The sequence below is a fragment of the Marinomonas ushuaiensis DSM 15871 genome (assembly GCF_000521805.1).
In the GTDB taxonomy this organism is placed as follows: Bacteria; Pseudomonadota; Gammaproteobacteria; order Pseudomonadales; family Marinomonadaceae; genus Marinomonas; species Marinomonas ushuaiensis.
The window spans coordinates 213,372-229,925 of record NZ_JAMB01000001.1 but is presented as its reverse complement, the minus strand read 5'-3'; the positions used below and the strand labels follow the sequence as shown (position 1 = coordinate 229,925).

Here is a 16,554-nt window from a genome sequence, read left to right as displayed (position 1 = left end):
AACACGTCCTTTCATTTAGGTGTAACAATGGATAAAAATTAAGAAGAAGTACTTTCTCTATTTTGAAGCTGCTTGATACGTGCGGCAAGTTCACTTGGCGTTGTGCTATGACTCATAGTGGTAAACAACTTACCTTGCTTATCTATCATATAAAAACGAGATGAGTGATCAACCGTGTAACCAAGTGCTGAGCCTTCTAAATCAGTTAACTCGAAAAACACACCATAGTCTGATGAAACTTTATCTATCTGCTCTTGAGTACCCGTAAGAGCGAGAAGGTCATTATCATAATAATCACCAAAGTCATAAAGGTCTTCCAAGGAATCTCTATCAGGGTCAACACTGATAAACAAAAACTGAACGCCATTTCTTTCATCATCGCTCAATTGCTTATAGGCTGCTTGAACAACACCGATAGATGCTGGACATGCTTCAGTACAACTTAAGAAACCAAAATAAACAACACCCACTTTGCCTTCAATATCAGAAAGTGAAAACGGGCCTTCTTTAGTTTCTAACGTAAATGGGCCACCTAACTCACTCAATGATTTGTATTTTTCACCAATTGGATGAGTCGTCGTTGTCGCATAAAAAACAATAATAAAAATGGAAAGAAATACAGCGACAGATATCGCTATTTTTAAAACCCTAGATTCATTCATGATGGTATAGCCAGTTGAGAGTGTTGAAGTAAAGCAACCTCAACTTGTCCATGGTTAACATAATCGACAGAGATCAAAACACTAAATACAGTGACAACAATGATAGAAAACACGAACAACTTTCGGCCCCAGGCCTGTTCATTTTCTACGTTATAACCCGCCTTAACTAAATAAATCCAATATATACTCATTAAACTTATGACCAGAGCATATACCACGCCAACAAAGCCTCTTTCAAACAGCATCAAAGCAGCAATAGCAAAAGCGACAATGTAAACATACATATGGTATCTAGCCGTCTGTATGCCATATTTCACAGGTAATACAGGTATGTTTGCAGCTTTATAGTCATCAAATCTACTAATAGCAATGGCGTAGGAATGAGGAATTTGCCAAAAGCAAAAGGTCAATAAAAGGATGGCAGCGCCGACATCAAAGCCATTACTGACACTGACATAACCCATCACTGGAGGACAAGCACCAGACAAGCTACCGACAAGCGTTCCGTATACAGAGTTACGTTTGTACTTTAGCGTATACAGACCAACATAAACGACGATCCCAATAACACCAAAGAGAACCGCATAAACCGTTGTATAAACATGTAATAACGCAAAGCCGATCGCACCAAGAACCAATGATAAAATAAGTGCCGAACTGACACTAACACGCCCTTGAGCAAGCGCTCGATCCTTAGTACGACTCATTTTCAAGTCTATATCGCGATCGACATAGTTATTGATAATGCATCCACACGCAACAATACACGCTGTTCCAATCAACACAATAAGCAATAGAAACCAATCAATGTTGCCTTTAGCAGCAAGGAAAAAGCCGCTTGCAGCGGCTATAAGGTTTCCAAAGATAATGCCCGGCTTCGTCAGCGAAACATAGTCTTTAAACATAATTTTCTCGACTAGGTTAGTGACCCATTAGCATATTATGGTTCAAATGCTCAAATATCCACAATGAACCTACGATAACGAAGAGTAAGATAAACACAGTATAAACCGCAGAAACGGTTAACCACGTTTGCTCAGAAGATCCATTCATATGAAGAAAGAATACCATTTGAACCAAAACTTGAGCTATCGCAGCAACGACAATCGCAATAACAGTGAAGGTATCACTCCCAGTGCCTGACATTACCAAATAAAATGGGATAACCGTCAATACAATAGAGAGAATAAGACCCGTTACGTATTCTTTAACGCTACCGTGAGCTTGTCCACCAGGACCTGTTTCAGATGATGACATTACATAGCTCCTCTTAAATATACAAAGCTAAAAACACAAATCCAAATGATGTCTAGGAAATGCCAGAACAAACTTAGACAAGCCAAGCGAATCTTGTTTTCATGAGAAAAACCATCGCGATTAAAGTGAATGAATAAGAAAAACATCCAAATTAAACCCGCTGTTACGTGAAGACCGTGAGTCGCAACTAAGCTGTAGAACGAAGTCCAGTAACCGCTTGTTTGTGGCGTTGCGCCTTCATGGCTAAAATGAATGAATTCATAAATTTCCATGCCAAGGAAGCTTAATCCCAGCAACGCAGTAATGATTAACCAAAACTTAGTTTTTGCCATGTTTTCAACATTGGCGCCCAGCATTGCCATACCGAATGTAAAACTACTCAACAACAACAATGCCGTTTCAACAGCCACAAAGTTCAAGTCAAATAACTCATGTGGCGTAATGCCATTTGCAACGCTTTGACCCATTACCGCATAAGTAGCAAACAAAGTACTAAAAAGCAGACAGTCACTGATTATGTATAGCCAAAAGCCAAACATGTAGCGATCAGCGGCTTCAGCCTCATGATGGTGATGATCGTCATGGTCATGAAGATCATGATCGTTAGTTAATGCAGTCATAAATATCTTCCAAAATTAAAAATCGAGTTATAGCGTTATCAATTAATAACGCTATAACTACGGTTTATTGGTTACTTAGCAACAACCGTGCTGTCATTTTGATCTGATGGCTTCCACTTTTTGTAGTATTTAGCATTCTTCTCAAAGTAATAGCTACGACCTTCATTACTCTTCAAGAACCCACCTTCAATCGCTTCAACTTCAGGAACTTCGACATAGTAATCTTTATCACGCTCGAAATTCAATTTGACCCAGCAAGCGAAGATAGCAGCTACAGATGCAATAACCATCCACCAGATATGCCATACAAAACCAAATCCCATAGGCAATGTTAGTAGACCCAACACAGGACCCGCCCACGTATTTTTAGGCATATGAATGCGATCATATTTTTCAGGGCGTTTGTAAGCCGTGCCTTGTTGCTTCATTACAAGTAACTGATCACGGTCCGTAATGTATGGAACATCACCAAAATTATAGAACTGTGGTGGTGACGAGGTATACCACTCTAAAGTATGTGCATCCCATGGATCACCAGTCTCATCTTTGTATTCAGGCTTATTACGGTTGTACAAACTCCAAGCAATATTGAATACCTGAGTACCGATACCCGCTGCGATAAGCGCCACACCGATAAGAGCAATATACATATAGGCTTGCCACTCTGGGTTATCAATATACTGAAGACGACGAGTCATACCGTCAAAACCAGTGATATATAATGGAACCCAAGCGAAGAAGTAACCAAAGAACCAAAGTGCTACAGACCATTTACCTAACGTTTCGTTTAGTTTCACACCAGTTGCTTTAGGGAACCAGTATGTGAAACCAGCGAAGTAGCCGTATACCGCACCACCAATGATTACGTTATGGAAGTGAGCAGGTACGAACATACTATTGTGCAACATGAAGTCATTTGCAGGGATAGATAACATTACACCTGTCATACCACCGACAGTGAAAGTAATTAGCATCGCTATTACCCACCACATAGAAGCGGTTAGCTCTACACGACCTTTATACATAGTAAAGATCCAGTTGTAGAGTTTCACACCCGTAGGTATACCGATGATCATCGTCATGATGCCGAAGAAAGCATTTACACTAGCGCCGGAACCCATCGTGAAAAAGTGATGCAACCATACTAGGAAAGACAATATCGTGATGGCAATCGTCGCCCATATTAGAGAGACATAGCCAAACAGCCTTTTTCTAGAGAAAGTAGCCGTCACTTCTGAAATCATACCAAATGCAGGCAATACCAAGAAATACACTTCGGGATGACCCCAAGCCCAAATCAAGTTAACCCACATCATTTGATTTCCGCCATCATCATTCGTGAAGAAGTTGAAATCTAAATAGCGATCAAGTGTTAATTGAGCAATAGCAACCGTTAAGATTGGGAAAATAACGAGCGCAATAATATTGGCGCAGAAAGTTGTCCATGTGAACACAGGCATTTTCATCATGCTCATGCCAGGAGCACGCATTTTCAGAATGGTCGCTACAAAGTTAACTGCCGTTAAGGTTGTACCAATACCAGATATCTGTAGGGCCCATATCCAATAATCGACACCAACCCCGGGACTGTATTCGATACCAGAAAGAGGCGTATAAGCTAACCAACCTACAGCAGCAAACTCACCAACAAACAATGAAATGTTTATTAGTAAAGCACCGACTAGGAATAGGTAAAAACTTAATGAGTTCAAGAAAGGGAACGCAACGTCTCTCGCACCGATCTGTAACGGCATGATCACGTTCATGATACCAATCATCAGTGGCGTCGCCACGAAGAAGATCATAATCACACCATGAGCGGTGAATATTTGATCATAGTGTTCGGGAGGTAAGAAACCTTCACCGAACGTATCGGACGTTGATAACGCCTGATGTGTTCGCATCATGATGGCATCAGAGAAGCCTCGTACTAGCATCACTAACGCAACGATACAGTACATTATGCCTATTTTTTTATGATCGACAGAAGTAAACCATTCGTCCCATAAGTAGCCCCACAGTTTTTTGTAGGTAATAAAAGCAACCAACAGCAAACCACCAAAAATAGCGGCAAACATGACTGGCGCCACAACAGGGTCATGGAAAGGAATAACACCCCAGTGCAACTTACCAGTCAGCACATGAGGATCTTTGATTAAATCAGTTTGAACCATTTTGGGCTCCAGTGAAAGACTCAATAATATTCTTAAATTGTAGAGGATCTATTGATGAGAAATACTCCACTTTATGATCACGTGTCTTTTCAATTAAGCGATCATATTCAGCACCGGTTAGTACTTGGTCAGAAGCCTTAACGCCTTCTAGCCATTTTTCAAAATCTTCTTCTGAGGTGACTTTTGCTTTAAAACGCATTCCCGCAAAACCAAAACCACTATAGTTTGCTGATATACCTCGGTACTCACCAATTTCATTCGCCATTATGTTTATACGGTTTTCCATGCCGGCCATTGCGTATATTTGCCCGCCCAGCTTAGGAATGAAGAATGAATTCATTGTAGACTGAGAAGTAACCAAGAATTTAACAGGCGTATCAACAGGGAAGGCAACTTCGTTAACGACAGCTATTTTTTCTTCTGGGAACAAGAAAAGCCATTTCCAATCCATTGCCACTACTTGAATAGTTAGAGGCTTCTTATCAGAAACAAGCTCTTTTCTAGGGTCAAGTGAATAAGATGTAATGTAGGTGATCGTCGCTAACACGACAATAATCACAATAGGCACACCCCAAGCAAAAAATTCTATTTTACTAGAATGCTCCCACTCTGGATCGTAAGACTCATCTTTCTTACTTGCGTGGTACTTAAATGGAATCCAGATAGTCATTAAAATAGTTGGTATAACTACAATAAGCATCAATCCCATAGTAAGTAGAATAGTGTCACCCATTTGTTTGCCCGTGACACCGCTTGAATCGAACAAGGCTAGCTCACAACCACTTAGAAGTAGTGCAAGCGAAAGCAGCATAGTTGACTGGAACAGTTTTTTCTTCATCTGTAACCTCAGAATGTCCTAGAACAGCTTTTACAAGCAAACTAGGCGCTTAACGTAAACTCATTAGAATTCATAAACACAATGAAACTAGCTATGAAAACTAAATTGAATGCTTAAAAAACGCAGTAATGAGCATCTCCATAGAGATCATCAAAAAAACACACCCACATATTGCATGTATATGTAAATTAAGCCTGACAATTATATATTCGCGCTAGCGCTTTTACAACCATCGTGACTTTAAATCACACTCCATAATCAATTGTTTAAGCAATTAATTATGGTTACGCACAGTTTAGTGATTTAGATCAATCTTTCACGGCGCGTACTATACTACATGAGTAAAATAAATCCATCTAAAGCCCGATATCTTGAACCAAGGCCAGCAAGAAATTTGATGCTAGCGCCTTATAAAATATGCCTAATTATATCACTCTAGAACTAAGAGAAATAAAACGCGCTTATAACTTATTAATCATACAAAACCATCATGATTGGGTTATCCACTTTGCATTATTATAGACTCAATATTGACGTTTCTCGAACTCTCATTTTTCATACATTTTTGTAAATACACCTGTAACGTACAAACCACTTGAGACATAACAGACTCAGTTGGCCCACTAAACCCCAAAACAAAACCTTGTCGCGCTATAGCTTGATCAACATAATGAGAAGACAGCGTAGAAAGATGTACATTTTTTAACGACAGCTCAGTGGCGATACGCCTATCCAGACATTCATCAGGAAAAACGCCAAGTACATCCGCTTTAAACTCAATAAGAACATGCATGCCACCACGAGGTTTTTTCCATTCAAACCATGGACTTAGCTTTTCGGTTAATAACGCTAAAAGAAAATCCCGCTTAATTCGATAATGCCGACGCATTCGATTGATATGACGATCAAAACTACCCTGAATCATGAAATCAGCCACTGCTGGTTGTACGGGCAAAGACGACGATGAGCCTAGTGTTACTTGGCTTTGCTTGATTAAATCAACCTGCTTTTCAGGCGCGACTATAAAACCCAGCCGTAGACCACGAAACAATACTTTTGAAAAACTTCCTACAAAACAAACACGGTCTCGCGCTCTTTCATGAAGACTCGCCGTTTGCATAAAAGGCACATCACTTCGACCTTGATAAACAAATTCATTGTCATAATCGTCTTCCACCAGCCACCAATTTGAAGATGCATCCACCAATTTTTGCAGCCATTGCTGTCGGCGTTGCGAGCTGATACTTGTTCCTAAAGGATATTGACGATTAGGCGTTATTACACCCACATTAATAGGACGATCATTCGGTAAACTAGGACCTTCATCATCCACATGAATAGTAAGTATTTCTCCCTTCTGAGAAAGTATTTCGCGCATCGGTGGATAAGTTGGAGATTCAAGCCACCAAGAAATAGGTGTTTTTTTAGACGTTCGTTGCTTCGATTCTAATAACCTACTAAGAGCATGTTGCAGTAAAATCAACGAATCTCGGTTACCCGCTGTGATAATGATTTGTTCGGCCATACATTCCAGACCTCGCACACGATACAAATAATCCACAATGGCGTCTTTCAAAGCTGGGTAACCAGTTTGATAACCACCTTGCAACAACGCCATATCAGGGTTAAGCCAACTACGGCGCATACTTGTCGACCACTCCTTAGCTGGAAAAGCAGAAACATCGACACCTGAATCGAAACCCATTTTTTCAATCTTCTGGCGGCTTTGTATTTGATTCCTCGTCTTTTTACCGTCCGAGATAGAAATCCCCCGACGCCCCACCACAGGCAAAGTAGACACAAAGACGCCACGTTTTTCTTCACTCACTAACACACCTTCTGCCACCAGCTGATCATACGCTCGTGATGTGGTACTTCTAGAAACACCCAAAGACACAGCCAATGCGCGAGAAGAAGGTAGCCTATCGCCTACGGACAATTCACCTGAGGCAATACCTTGAGTAATTTGTTCAATCAGTTGCTGGTAATACGCTACGCCACCTTCGTTAAGAGAAAAACGTAAACTTCCTATCGCATATTTCATATCTGGCCTGCTTTTTTATATGCATTCTGGCTATTTTTATAAAAGCCAGATTTTCTTACTATTGTTTATAGCGAGATACTCCTTAGTCCACAAGGTACAACACTTAAAAAGAGTACTGATTCAAAAGGTAAAACGAAAATGATGAATATTAGAAAAGCAGAACTCCATGACCTTACGTCTGTCGTCACCCTATTTGAGCAATATCGACACTTTTATCAATGTGAAAACAATACAGAGCGCGCGACTGACTTTATCCAGTCTCGCATGGAACAAGAAGAGTCTGTCATATTCATCGCTGAGGTCACTTCTGAAGGCGATACAAAAATCGTTGGATTCGTCCAACTGTATCCTCTTTTTTCATCAACCAGTATGAAAAAAATGTGGTTATTAAATGACCTCTTTGTCAATGGCAATCATAGAAAACAGGGTATCGCAGCACAATTAATAGCCAGCGCAAAACAACTCGCAGAAAACACGGCGGCTCGCGGGTTAATGCTAGAGACATCTCCCAGCAACAAAGCGGCCCAAGCGCTATATGAAAAAATAGGTTTCAAACAAAGTAACAGTTTTTATTACGAATTAGACGTTTAAACCAATCATTCGAATAATCGAGGAGCCTCATGTGATAGAACCTGTATCTCAAAATAACATAGTAGAAGTCCTGCCTCTTATCAGAGCGTATCAAGAGTTCTATAACGTGGCTGACATATCAGACTCAAAGAACGAACAATTTTTCTCACAATTTGGAGAGTCTAACTCTACTGGTTGCCAGTTTATCTATCGTGATAATGGCGTCATCGTCGGCTTTGCAACGGTTTATTTCTCGTACGCATCTAGCATTACGTCAAAAGTTGCCGTGCTCAATGATTTATATACCACTGAGAATTCACGGGGGAAAGGTGTTGGTAGAAAACTAATAGATCATTGTCGTGAATTTGCTGCATCAAAAAATGCCGCAAGGCTACAGTGGGTAACCGCTCCTGAAAATACAGTCGCACAAGGACTCTATGATTCGATGAATACGAGTAAAAGTAACTGGCACTTTTATACTTATGCCACCAAATAACGCACCACTCAGAGAAGAAGGATTTGAATAATGAGCGACTCACTCGATACAACATTAAGTAAAGTAAAGCGTGGCCCAAACAGAGCCAGCTATGACAAAACAACCGCTTTAGAAATTATTGATGCAAGCCTTATGTGCCACATAGGTCAAACCAAAGAAGGCCAAGTCTTTGTGACACCAACCTGCCATTGGCGTGAAGGAGATTACTTTTATTGGCACGCGCATTCGAAAGCTCGCAATGTAAAAGGCCCAACCGATACACCAGAAAAAGTGTGTATTAACGTCAGTTTATTAGATGGTTTAGTCATGGCGCGTTCTGCCATGCATCACTCAGTAAACTACCGTTCTGTAACATTATTTGGTGTGCCAGAATTAATTGATGATAAAGAAGAGAAAGTGCGTCAGTTCAAAATTTTTTTAGACAAGGTAAGCCCTGGCCGTTGGGAACAATTAAGACCTGTTAACGACAATGAAATCAAAGCCACTGGCTTAGTAAGAATCAAGATAGAAGAAGCGTCAGTAAAAATGCGAGCAGAGCCGCCCGTTGATGATCCAGAAGACTATAACTGGCCAGTTTGGGCTGGTGTGATTCCAATGGATCGCACGTGGGGAGAATATCAGCAAGACCCAAAACAACCCACGGCACACACTTTACCAATACCGCCGACAGCCTTCTAAAGACTTAATGGCTTTTGATACAAAAACCGCACGTCGTCTCCATTAATTAAATATGAAAACGACGTGCGATTTTTATAAAAAAAGGAAACGTAAAAACTTAGCTCTTTTTCGCTAACCAAGCACTCAATTTCTGAGCAGATGGGCCAAATGTAAAAGCCACCAAGCCAGCAACAGGCCATGCCAAACACCAAGCTGCCGCCCACAAAGTTAGAAAATTCGACGTAATTCCGACGTTAATAAACGTGATCCACCCAGACATTAATAAAGACATAATGCCAGACATCAGCACGGCTAAATACAAACGAAACTTCATTTTTTACTCCTAAAACTCGATCAAAAAACAACTCAAACAAATGCTTTGTCATTCTTTCGAGACGAGCATTCAGGTGGCTTAGCTTACAAGTGTAAATATCGTTACACTATACTCTCTTTACACTTTCCTCAAAAATACCACTTTTCAATAAGGATAAACATGGAACATTTACTATGGTGGCAGTACGCCTTAATCGGCGCTATTTTCATTTGGAGTGGTTTTGTTCGAAGCGGATTAGGCTTCGGCGGCGCAGTGCTTGCGCTGCCTTTTTTATTATTAGTAGAAAACTCTCCACTGATATTTTTACCTATTATTTCCGTTCATTTATTGGTGTTTTCAAGCTGGATTGCATGGCAAGGATCAAAAGACGCAAAGGCAAAAACGGCATTAGCAACAGAGCAGGGCGAAACAGTAGAAACTCGCAGCAACATCGATTGGCGATACCTTAAAAAAGCCCTCGGCATTATGATTGTGCCCAAGCTCATTGGTGTGTTTGGCTTACTGACATTACCAAGCGACATAGTCACCGGCGTGATATTTGTGATCGTCGCGGTTTTTGCTGTGTCCTACATTTTGAACAAACCGTTTTACAGCAACAATAAAATTCTCGACACCACCTTCCTTATGCTCGGCGGCTACGTCAGCGGCACCTCACTCATTGGCGCACCGCTCATCGTCTCAGTCTTCGCCACTAAAGTGTCACGTTATCAACTGCGCGATACCTTATTCGTCCTTTGGTTTATATTGGTCTTAATCAAAATGACCTCATTCCTTATTGCTGGCGTCGACTTGCAACTTATCCATCAACTTTGGTTACTGCCTTGCGCCTTGATTGGTCATGTTTTTGGACAGAGATTCTACAACCGCATTCAACAAGCCGAAACCACCGTCTTCTTCCGTTTTATCGGTGTCGCGCTACTTATCGTCTGCGTATTTGGGATTTATACCAGCTTGATGCTGTAACGTAAAAGGGTACAGAATTAATTTTTAAAAAATAGAAGATACAATAATAATTAACACCCAATAAGTTTGCAGAGTGATACTTATTTCATTGATTTGACAAAGGAATGAACGATGACGGACTCAACAGAAGCATTTTCAAACTGCGCCACTGGCGAAAAGCGAGCACAACTCGCCGAGCGCTTTACTTCATATTTAAAAAGCCGTGATACAAAAGACAACGCATATGTTGTCAATCTAAATGGCGCTTGGGGAACTGGGAAAACATACTTCATCACCGAATGGAAAAAGCGTGTTGAGTCACAAGGTCACATCGCCATAAAAATAGACGCGTGGGAATCTGACTACCTAAACGACCCACTCGCTATCATCATCGCAGAACTGCTTGAACAGATAAAATCAAATATTAAAAACCACGATGCGAAATTCCGTAACGCAGAAAGAAATGTAGCAAGCGCCATCCTTAATATGGGAAAAAGCACCTTTTCTATTGGTTCAAAAATTGTCGGAAAACATCTACTTGGCGAAGCGGCAACCAGTGAATTTATCGATTTAATTGCCGCGGCGACAGACTCAGTTATAAAACACAAAAAAGTTAAAGATGATCTCAACATGGGCGACCTTGGCCTTGAAGTCGCGAGCCAACACAAACGTCATAAACAGTTTACTCAGGACTTCAAAAAACAAGCACGCGAACTCGTCGACTTTGCACTTAATGACAACCCTAACAAACAAGTCTACATCTTCATCGACGAACTAGACCGCTGTCGCCCAACCTACGCCATCGAAATGCTAGAAACCGTCAAACACCTCTTCGACATCCCAGACTTCATCTTCGTCTTATCCACCGACACCAAACAATTACAACACTCCATCAAAGCCGTCTACGGCCACAAGTTCGACTCCCACGAATACTTAAGCCGATTCTTTGAACAACGTCTAACACTACCAGAATTGGATTACTTCGAATTCCTAACCGCTGAAAAAATGTTTGCAAATGACAGCTTCAAACCATTACCAACCTTACCTGCCATCGACACCCCCGAACAACTAAGAGCCGCCGTCGCTCTCATCTGTGAACAGAACAAACACCAACTATCTCTACGTCGCGTCAAACAAATCTGCGCACAGCTGGAAGTGGTACTAACAGCTAAAGAGTTACAAGAAAATGCCTATCCTATTCTTACTTTGATCGGACTAACCTTCGGAAATGCCCTTTACAGTGGAAAATTAGAACTAGAATCAAAATTAGCGAATGCACAACTAGCACTAAAACGTAGGCCTGTAGATAGACAAGCAGATATTAGCTTTAACTCTTTTTCTGTTTATACACTCCAAGACTCTAGATCCACATCAAAATCACCTCAAGCTGTTAATTCTGAAGCAATAATTCTTAATTGCTTTAAAGGAATTCAGCAATTAAGAATGGGAATATCTACGTTCTCTTTTGGAGATGAAAGTAAACATACTAAGTACCAACGGGATTCCTTCAAATCATTACAAATAACACCCAGTTTATTATCCTCTAGGCTTACTATAATTCATCCAAAAAAAGTAGATGAAGTCATCGGCAGCGAAGAAACTTTACTCGAAATCATCGAAAACTTTTATATTCCACTAGAAATAGAAGACTAACCACATAAACAAAAAAACCAACACTTCGTGGATGTTTGCGCTTTAGCGCCGACACGAAGTATTGGTTTTGTTGTGAGTCCACTTGAAGACTGAGAGTTAACTGCGATGCAATTAATCCCCCAAACGAACTTATAAAACTGAAGACTTACTGAGTAACGCGATCCACCAAGTACACAATAGATTGATAATCCAATCCACTGTGTTCTGACAAACCGATCTCACACGTACGGCTATTTGAAAATCCCGCTTCACATCCTTCCACAGTTTTCACTAAGGTAACAAGATCATCAGCTAACCCCCATAACGCGTATTCCATTAGAGAAGCGATCCAAAAACTCGTAGCTCGTGGCGTTTTGTTTAGCCGTCATGGTGGTGGGACTTATGTATCAGAACAGCTTGGTAGTGCTTTTGCGGATCCATTACAAGATTTACTCAGTTCTCACGATGAGTTCTTGTATGATCAACTAGAGTTTCGTGATGCATTAGAAGGCTTAGCAGCGTAATACGCATCACTGCGAAGTACAGACGCAGATAAAGCAAAATTAACCCATTCCTTTAAGAAACTGGTTGAAGCAAATCAAAATCAAGACTTTACCTTAGAAGCCAAGTTAGATGCTGAATTCCATATGGTGATTGCCGAAGCGTCACATAATGTTGTGTTATTACATACATTACGCAGTTTACATGCCGTTCTCGCAAAAAGTATTTCCATCAATCTTAAAAATTTGTTCGAAAAAAAAGCCACTCGTAATCTTGTGATGGAGCAGCATCATAATCTTTATCAGGCCATTATAAATGGAGATGCAGAAGGAGCTCGCTCTGCAGCGCACAGTCACTTGGTATTTGTCGAAGACAATTTATTAAGAATATGCCAAGAAGAAACTCGAATAGAGCGTTCATTACGTAGAGCAGAGAATCGAAACAGAGATAATGAGTCATAGTCTGGTTTAAGTATTCTTAAACCAAACACCTTGTTTCATGTTTCTCAAATAACACCAATACAAGGTGGCGCCTCGTGCAAGAAAAAGTACGGCTTGGCTAAGCCATAAACCATGATTCCCCAAATCTTGGGTAATAAACCAAACCGGGAAGAAAACACCTAACACACAGATGATCATGGTGTTCTGCATTTGCTTCACGCTGGTTGTGCCGATGAAGACACCATCCAACATAAAAGACCAAATACCCAACAGAGGGAAAAAAATCAGCCAAGATAGGTACAGTTTTGCTTCTTCTTGAACACTTTCGACATTGGTTAATAAGCTTATGATTTGATTACCAAAAAGCCAAAAAATCAGCATTAAAACAACCGCTGCGAGTAATGCCCAATAAGTCGAAAGACGAACGATTTTACGGAAGTTGTCTTTGTCCTTTCGTCCATAATATTCGCCACATAAGGCTTCTACAGAAAAGGCGAAGCCATCAAGTGCATTGGAGATGATCATCAAGAAAGTCAGTAATACAGCGTTTGCGGCAAGGATGGAATCTCCTTGGCGCGCGCCTTGAGCCGTAAAAAACAGCATCACTAATAACAACAAAATCGTACGTACAAACAGGTAACGGTTTACCTGCACTAACGCTATATATTCCCGCCATTTAACTAAGGCTTTCATCGGTACATGACCGGAAAAACCTTTTAACTTATGCCACGCCAGTAAACCCGCCACAACAACGCCAATATAGTGTGCAAAAACCGTCGCCCACGCCACACCATCACTGGCCATGCCTAAGCCATAAACGGCGAAATAATCGAGCGCCATGTTGGCAATATTAATTACCAGCAACATCCATAAAGCACCTTTGGCATATTGCACACCAAAGAACCAACCCATTAAAGCGTAACCAGCCAATACCGCTGGCGCACTGAATATTCGAGCCTCCGCATAAACGCGTGCCCAAGGCTCTACATCTGCACTGGGCTGCATCAAATCGATGGCGATATCGATTAAAGGCGCACGGAATACAATCAGCATCAAACCAATAAAAACGCCCATCAAAATCGACTGCAATAAAAGTTCTCGTACTCGTCGTTCGTCGCCTTGTCCTAACGCTTGTGCCGTCAATCCGGTTGATCCCATGCGCAAGAAGCCAAATGCCCAAAATAGAAAGCTAAAAATGCTCGCACCAATCGCCACAGCACCAAGATGTGTTGCGGTTCCTAAGTGTCCAACCACAGCCGTATCAACCAAACCCAGTAACGGTGTGGTGATGTTCGAAACCATTGGTGGCCAAGCCATGCGCCATATTTTAGTGTTGAGGACAATATTCGCTCGATAGCCGCTAAAAACAGAATGTATAGATAATTTAGACACTGGCTTCTCGCTTGTGGGTATGTCGTTCCCTGTGGATAAAAAACCATCTAAAGAATGAAATAGATCGTTTAGAATTTGTGGAAAATCATGGTAGTTATCAACATTTTACAGCAGTTCTTCGTATTTATGTGTGAATTTAAGGCTTAAACAGCCTTTAGGTGACTAATTCCTTCACATTTAAACAAGTTACACACATATTAGAACATTCTAAAACAAAAAATATCGTGATCAAAAATATTGGATAAGTGGTGGTTTTTTCCACAATTTAGCGCACATCGTTCAGTAAATTTGCTAAACTCGCGCTTATTTTTATCTATTGGAGAAATGGTATGCCTAAATTTATCAGTCAAAAAGCGAAGCCTTTTATTGAAGGTTTGGCGGTAGGTTGTGTCTTCATTAGTATTACGATGTTGTTCGAAATTCCGCTTTATATGAGTTTTATCATTGGCGCATTAGCCGCTTTGGGTGGCTACCGCAATTCCATTAAAATGGATAAAGAGAAAGCCGCCAAGAATGCTCAAAACGGCCCACGAGATTCAGAATAATATGACGAACCCCAGCTCTCCAACCAATCCTTTAATACAATACGGTGAAGGCGACGGTACGCTACAAGCTGTTGGTGGATTAGCTGGTTTACGAACATTAGTTGAAACCTTCTATCGACTCATGGAAAACACGCCAGAGTTTCGACCTTTGTTTGATATGCACCCAAATAATATTGAACTCACCATAGATAAGTTAACGGCTTTTTTATCTGGTTGGATGGGAGGAGAGCGCTTATATGCTAAGACTTATGGCGAAATTAACCTTCCTCAAGCTCACGCCCATTTAGTCGTCACAGAAAAAGAAAAAGCCATGTGGTTGAATTGCATGGCCGCCGCTTTAGAAGAGCTAGGTTATTCAGACGAGCTAAAAAACTACTTATTACCTAAATTAGAGTTTCCTGCCGAACGTATTCGCCAAGTCAGCGCCGCACGACAAGGTCTTTAACATATGCCGATTTTTTAAAAGAATCGTCATGCCCTTATAGCAAAAAATGCTACCATTCGAATCCGAATAAATCGCTCTCCTAAAGGATCTCTTCATGGGCTTAAAAAGCGCGTATTACCTTATTTCATTGGCTGCAATTTGGGGAGCTTCTTTTCTATTTATGCGTATTGGCGCGCCTTCATTGGGCGGTGTTTGGCTTATTGAAGGTCGTGTTGGTTTTGCTGCTTTATTTCTTTTCTTTGTAGCACTGGCCTTAAAGAAGAAAATCAATTTTAAAGAGCATGGCAAACATTATGCTGTGATGGGGATTTTAAGTGCTGCTATTCCTTTCCTTTGTTATGGTTACGCAGCGCAATATTTAACGGCGTCATTAATGTCCGTAGTAAACGCCTTAACACCTATTTTTGGTACCGCAATAAGCGCACTCTATTTTCGAACGAAACTAGAATCGGGAAAAGTCTTTGGATTATGTCTCGGTTTATTAGGTGTCGCTGTAATTGTTGGACTTGATCCTGAGTTATTCGAAGGTAACAACCTGTTCGCGGTATTCGTCGTGCTGTGTGCGCCAATTTGCTATGGCATAGTGGGCACTTACACTCAAACAGCGAAAAAGGTAGACCCAATAGCAAACGCCTACGGATCAATGTTTATGGCGACCTTATTTATTACGCCGCTTTTGTTCTTTATCCCGCCTAACGCTGTCGCCGATATTAACTGGGTTGTGGTTGCTTCTGTTTTAGCACTAGGCGTTATTTGTACAGGCGTCGCGTTTCTGATTTTCTTTAAGTTATTAAACGATATCGGAATGCCATCAACTTTGACGGTGACCTTTTTAATTCCTATTTTCGGGGTGTTGTGGGGTGTGATTTTCTTAGATGAAATAGTCGGATGGCACACACTAATCGGTGCTGTTTTGGTTATCGCAGGTACGATTAAAACAACAGGCTTCACTTTAAAAACCGTCATAAAACCAACTCTCTGATTTAGTCGGTTTTAATAAAACGA

At 40.9% G+C, this 16,554-nt stretch carries 20 protein-coding genes; 10 read left to right on the top strand and 10 right to left on the bottom strand.

Annotated elements, in window-relative coordinates; genetic code table 11:
* Positions 1 to 38: 38 nt before the first annotated feature.
* From MUS1_RS01010 to pdxR, 7 genes are all read right to left on the bottom strand, one after another.
* On the bottom strand, positions 39 to 662 hold the full coding sequence (locus MUS1_RS01010) for an SCO family protein (RefSeq protein WP_036157862.1): 624 nt from the start codon (positions 660 to 662) through the stop codon (positions 39 to 41).
* Positions 659 to 1,567: a heme o synthase gene (gene cyoE, locus MUS1_RS01005; RefSeq protein WP_036157859.1), complete on the bottom strand. Its 909-nt coding sequence runs from the start codon at positions 1,565 to 1,567 to the stop codon at positions 659 to 661. The genes MUS1_RS01010 and cyoE overlap by 4 nt, the downstream gene beginning before the upstream one ends.
* Before the next feature lie 16 nt (positions 1,568 to 1,583).
* Complete coding sequence (gene cyoD / locus MUS1_RS01000; protein WP_036157856.1) at positions 1,584 to 1,919, bottom strand: cytochrome o ubiquinol oxidase subunit IV; 336 nt, start codon at positions 1,917 to 1,919, stop codon at positions 1,584 to 1,586.
* Positions 1,919 to 2,539 (bottom strand): cytochrome o ubiquinol oxidase subunit III, encoded by a 621-nt coding sequence (cyoC, locus tag MUS1_RS00995; RefSeq protein ID WP_036157853.1) that lies wholly within the window; start codon positions 2,537 to 2,539, stop codon positions 1,919 to 1,921. The genes cyoD and cyoC overlap by 1 nt, the downstream gene beginning before the upstream one ends.
* A 71-nt stretch (positions 2,540 to 2,610) precedes the next feature.
* Complete coding sequence (locus MUS1_RS00990) at positions 2,611 to 4,713, bottom strand: cbb3-type cytochrome c oxidase subunit I (RefSeq protein ID WP_051436029.1); 2,103 nt, start codon at positions 4,711 to 4,713, stop codon at positions 2,611 to 2,613.
* Positions 4,700 to 5,551 carry a ubiquinol oxidase subunit II gene (gene cyoA, locus MUS1_RS00985; protein WP_211236402.1) on the bottom strand — a complete coding sequence of 284 codons (852 nt, stop codon included), beginning with the start codon at positions 5,549 to 5,551 and terminating at the stop codon, positions 4,700 to 4,702. The genes MUS1_RS00990 and cyoA overlap by 14 nt, the downstream gene beginning before the upstream one ends.
* A 499-nt stretch (positions 5,552 to 6,050) precedes the next feature.
* Entirely contained in the window at positions 6,051 to 7,595 is a 1,545-nt protein-coding gene (gene pdxR / locus MUS1_RS00980) for a MocR-like pyridoxine biosynthesis transcription factor PdxR (protein WP_051436028.1), read from the bottom strand.
* Between the two features lie 138 nt (positions 7,596 to 7,733).
* Here pdxR and MUS1_RS00975 point away from each other — a divergent pair, with 138 nt between their 5' ends.
* Genes MUS1_RS00975 through MUS1_RS00965 form a run of 3 tightly spaced genes read left to right on the top strand, consistent with a single transcriptional unit; the run spans position 7,734 to position 9,339 of the window.
* A complete protein-coding gene (locus tag MUS1_RS00975; RefSeq protein WP_051436027.1) occupies positions 7,734 to 8,186 on the top strand; it encodes a GNAT family N-acetyltransferase in 453 nt (150 codons plus the stop codon).
* Positions 8,187 to 8,217: 31 nt separating this feature from the next.
* A complete protein-coding gene (locus MUS1_RS00970) occupies positions 8,218 to 8,661 on the top strand; it encodes a GNAT family N-acetyltransferase (protein ID WP_036157847.1) in 444 nt (147 codons plus the stop codon).
* Between the two features lie 30 nt (positions 8,662 to 8,691).
* Entirely contained in the window at positions 8,692 to 9,339 is a 648-nt protein-coding gene (locus MUS1_RS00965; protein ID WP_036157845.1) for a pyridoxamine 5'-phosphate oxidase family protein, read from the top strand.
* A 97-nt stretch (positions 9,340 to 9,436) separates the two neighbouring features.
* On the opposite strand, the gene MUS1_RS00960 is transcribed toward MUS1_RS00965, so the two are convergent.
* A complete protein-coding gene (locus tag MUS1_RS00960; protein WP_036157842.1) occupies positions 9,437 to 9,652 on the bottom strand; it encodes a DUF2798 domain-containing protein in 216 nt (71 codons plus the stop codon).
* 159 nt (positions 9,653 to 9,811) lie between these two features.
* On the opposite strand from MUS1_RS00960, the gene MUS1_RS00955 reads away from it, so the two are divergent.
* Complete coding sequence (locus MUS1_RS00955; RefSeq protein ID WP_036157839.1) at positions 9,812 to 10,615, top strand: sulfite exporter TauE/SafE family protein; 804 nt, start codon at positions 9,812 to 9,814, stop codon at positions 10,613 to 10,615.
* A 111-nt stretch (positions 10,616 to 10,726) separates the two neighbouring features.
* Positions 10,727 to 12,247, top strand: coding sequence for a KAP family P-loop NTPase fold protein (locus MUS1_RS00950; RefSeq protein WP_036157836.1), 1,521 nt, complete (start codon positions 10,727 to 10,729; stop codon positions 12,245 to 12,247).
* Between the two features lie 145 nt (positions 12,248 to 12,392).
* On the opposite strand, the gene MUS1_RS15795 is transcribed toward MUS1_RS00950, so the two are convergent.
* Positions 12,393 to 12,563: a hypothetical protein gene (locus MUS1_RS15795; protein ID WP_245595702.1), complete on the bottom strand. Its 171-nt coding sequence runs from the start codon at positions 12,561 to 12,563 to the stop codon at positions 12,393 to 12,395.
* A 37-nt stretch (positions 12,564 to 12,600) separates the two neighbouring features.
* Here MUS1_RS15795 and MUS1_RS16115 point away from each other — a divergent pair, with 37 nt between their 5' ends.
* A complete protein-coding gene (locus MUS1_RS16115; RefSeq protein WP_169731098.1) occupies positions 12,601 to 12,750 on the top strand; it encodes a hypothetical protein in 150 nt (49 codons plus the stop codon).
* Positions 12,751 to 12,759: 9 nt separating this feature from the next.
* Entirely contained in the window at positions 12,760 to 13,188 is a 429-nt protein-coding gene (locus MUS1_RS15600) for an FCD domain-containing protein (RefSeq protein WP_084035509.1), read from the top strand.
* Positions 13,189 to 13,194: 6 nt separating this feature from the next.
* On the opposite strand, the gene MUS1_RS00940 is transcribed toward MUS1_RS15600, so the two are convergent.
* Positions 13,195 to 14,484 carry an MATE family efflux transporter gene (locus tag MUS1_RS00940; RefSeq protein ID WP_036157833.1) on the bottom strand — a complete coding sequence of 430 codons (1,290 nt, stop codon included), beginning with the start codon at positions 14,482 to 14,484 and terminating at the stop codon, positions 13,195 to 13,197.
* Positions 14,485 to 14,888: 404 nt separating this feature from the next.
* Here MUS1_RS00940 and MUS1_RS00935 point away from each other — a divergent pair, with 404 nt between their 5' ends.
* The 3 genes from MUS1_RS00935 (at position 14,889) to MUS1_RS00925 (ending at position 16,531) form a co-directional block, all read left to right on the top strand.
* Positions 14,889 to 15,104 carry a hypothetical protein gene (locus tag MUS1_RS00935; RefSeq protein WP_036157830.1) on the top strand — a complete coding sequence of 72 codons (216 nt, stop codon included), beginning with the start codon at positions 14,889 to 14,891 and terminating at the stop codon, positions 15,102 to 15,104.
* A 1-nt stretch (position 15,105) separates the two neighbouring features.
* A complete protein-coding gene (locus MUS1_RS00930) occupies positions 15,106 to 15,549 on the top strand; it encodes a group II truncated hemoglobin (protein WP_036157826.1) in 444 nt (147 codons plus the stop codon).
* A gap of 94 nt (positions 15,550 to 15,643) precedes the next feature.
* Positions 15,644 to 16,531 (top strand): DMT family transporter, encoded by an 888-nt coding sequence (locus tag MUS1_RS00925; RefSeq protein WP_036157823.1) that lies wholly within the window; start codon positions 15,644 to 15,646, stop codon positions 16,529 to 16,531.
* Positions 16,532 to 16,554 lie beyond the last annotated feature (23 nt).

Bases quoted from the DNA above. Each gene is read 5' to 3' on its own strand.
- cyoC (WP_036157853.1), bottom strand. From the start codon at position 2,539: ATGACTGCATTAACTAACGATCATGATCTTCATGACCATGACGATCAT.
- MUS1_RS00990 (WP_051436029.1), bottom strand. From the start codon at position 4,713: ATGGTTCAAACTGATTTAATCAAAGATCCTCATGTGCTGACTGGTAAG.
- MUS1_RS00975 (WP_051436027.1), top strand. From the start codon at position 7,734: ATGATGAATATTAGAAAAGCAGAACTCCATGACCTTACGTCTGTCGTC.
- MUS1_RS00955 (WP_036157839.1), top strand. From the start codon at position 9,812: ATGGAACATTTACTATGGTGGCAGTACGCCTTAATCGGCGCTATTTTC.
- MUS1_RS01010 (WP_036157862.1), bottom strand. From the start codon at position 662: ATGAATGAATCTAGGGTTTTAAAAATAGCGATATCTGTCGCTGTATTT.
- MUS1_RS00930 (WP_036157826.1), top strand. From the start codon at position 15,106: ATGACGAACCCCAGCTCTCCAACCAATCCTTTAATACAATACGGTGAA.
- MUS1_RS00935 (WP_036157830.1), top strand. From the start codon at position 14,889: ATGCCTAAATTTATCAGTCAAAAAGCGAAGCCTTTTATTGAAGGTTTG.
- cyoE (WP_036157859.1), bottom strand. From the start codon at position 1,567: ATGTTTAAAGACTATGTTTCGCTGACGAAGCCGGGCATTATCTTTGGA.
- cyoA (WP_211236402.1), bottom strand. From the start codon at position 5,551: ATGAAGAAAAAACTGTTCCAGTCAACTATGCTGCTTTCGCTTGCACTA.
- MUS1_RS00965 (WP_036157845.1), top strand. From the start codon at position 8,692: ATGAGCGACTCACTCGATACAACATTAAGTAAAGTAAAGCGTGGCCCA.
- cyoD (WP_036157856.1), bottom strand. From the start codon at position 1,919: ATGTCATCATCTGAAACAGGTCCTGGTGGACAAGCTCACGGTAGCGTT.
- MUS1_RS00960 (WP_036157842.1), bottom strand. From the start codon at position 9,652: ATGAAGTTTCGTTTGTATTTAGCCGTGCTGATGTCTGGCATTATGTCT.
- MUS1_RS00925 (WP_036157823.1), top strand. From the start codon at position 15,644: ATGGGCTTAAAAAGCGCGTATTACCTTATTTCATTGGCTGCAATTTGG.
- MUS1_RS00950 (WP_036157836.1), top strand. From the start codon at position 10,727: ATGACGGACTCAACAGAAGCATTTTCAAACTGCGCCACTGGCGAAAAG.
- MUS1_RS15795 (WP_245595702.1), bottom strand. From the start codon at position 12,563: ATGGAATACGCGTTATGGGGGTTAGCTGATGATCTTGTTACCTTAGTG.
- pdxR (WP_051436028.1), bottom strand. From the start codon at position 7,595: ATGAAATATGCGATAGGAAGTTTACGTTTTTCTCTTAACGAAGGTGGC.
- MUS1_RS00940 (WP_036157833.1), bottom strand. From the start codon at position 14,484: ATGGCTTGGCCACCAATGGTTTCGAACATCACCACACCGTTACTGGGT.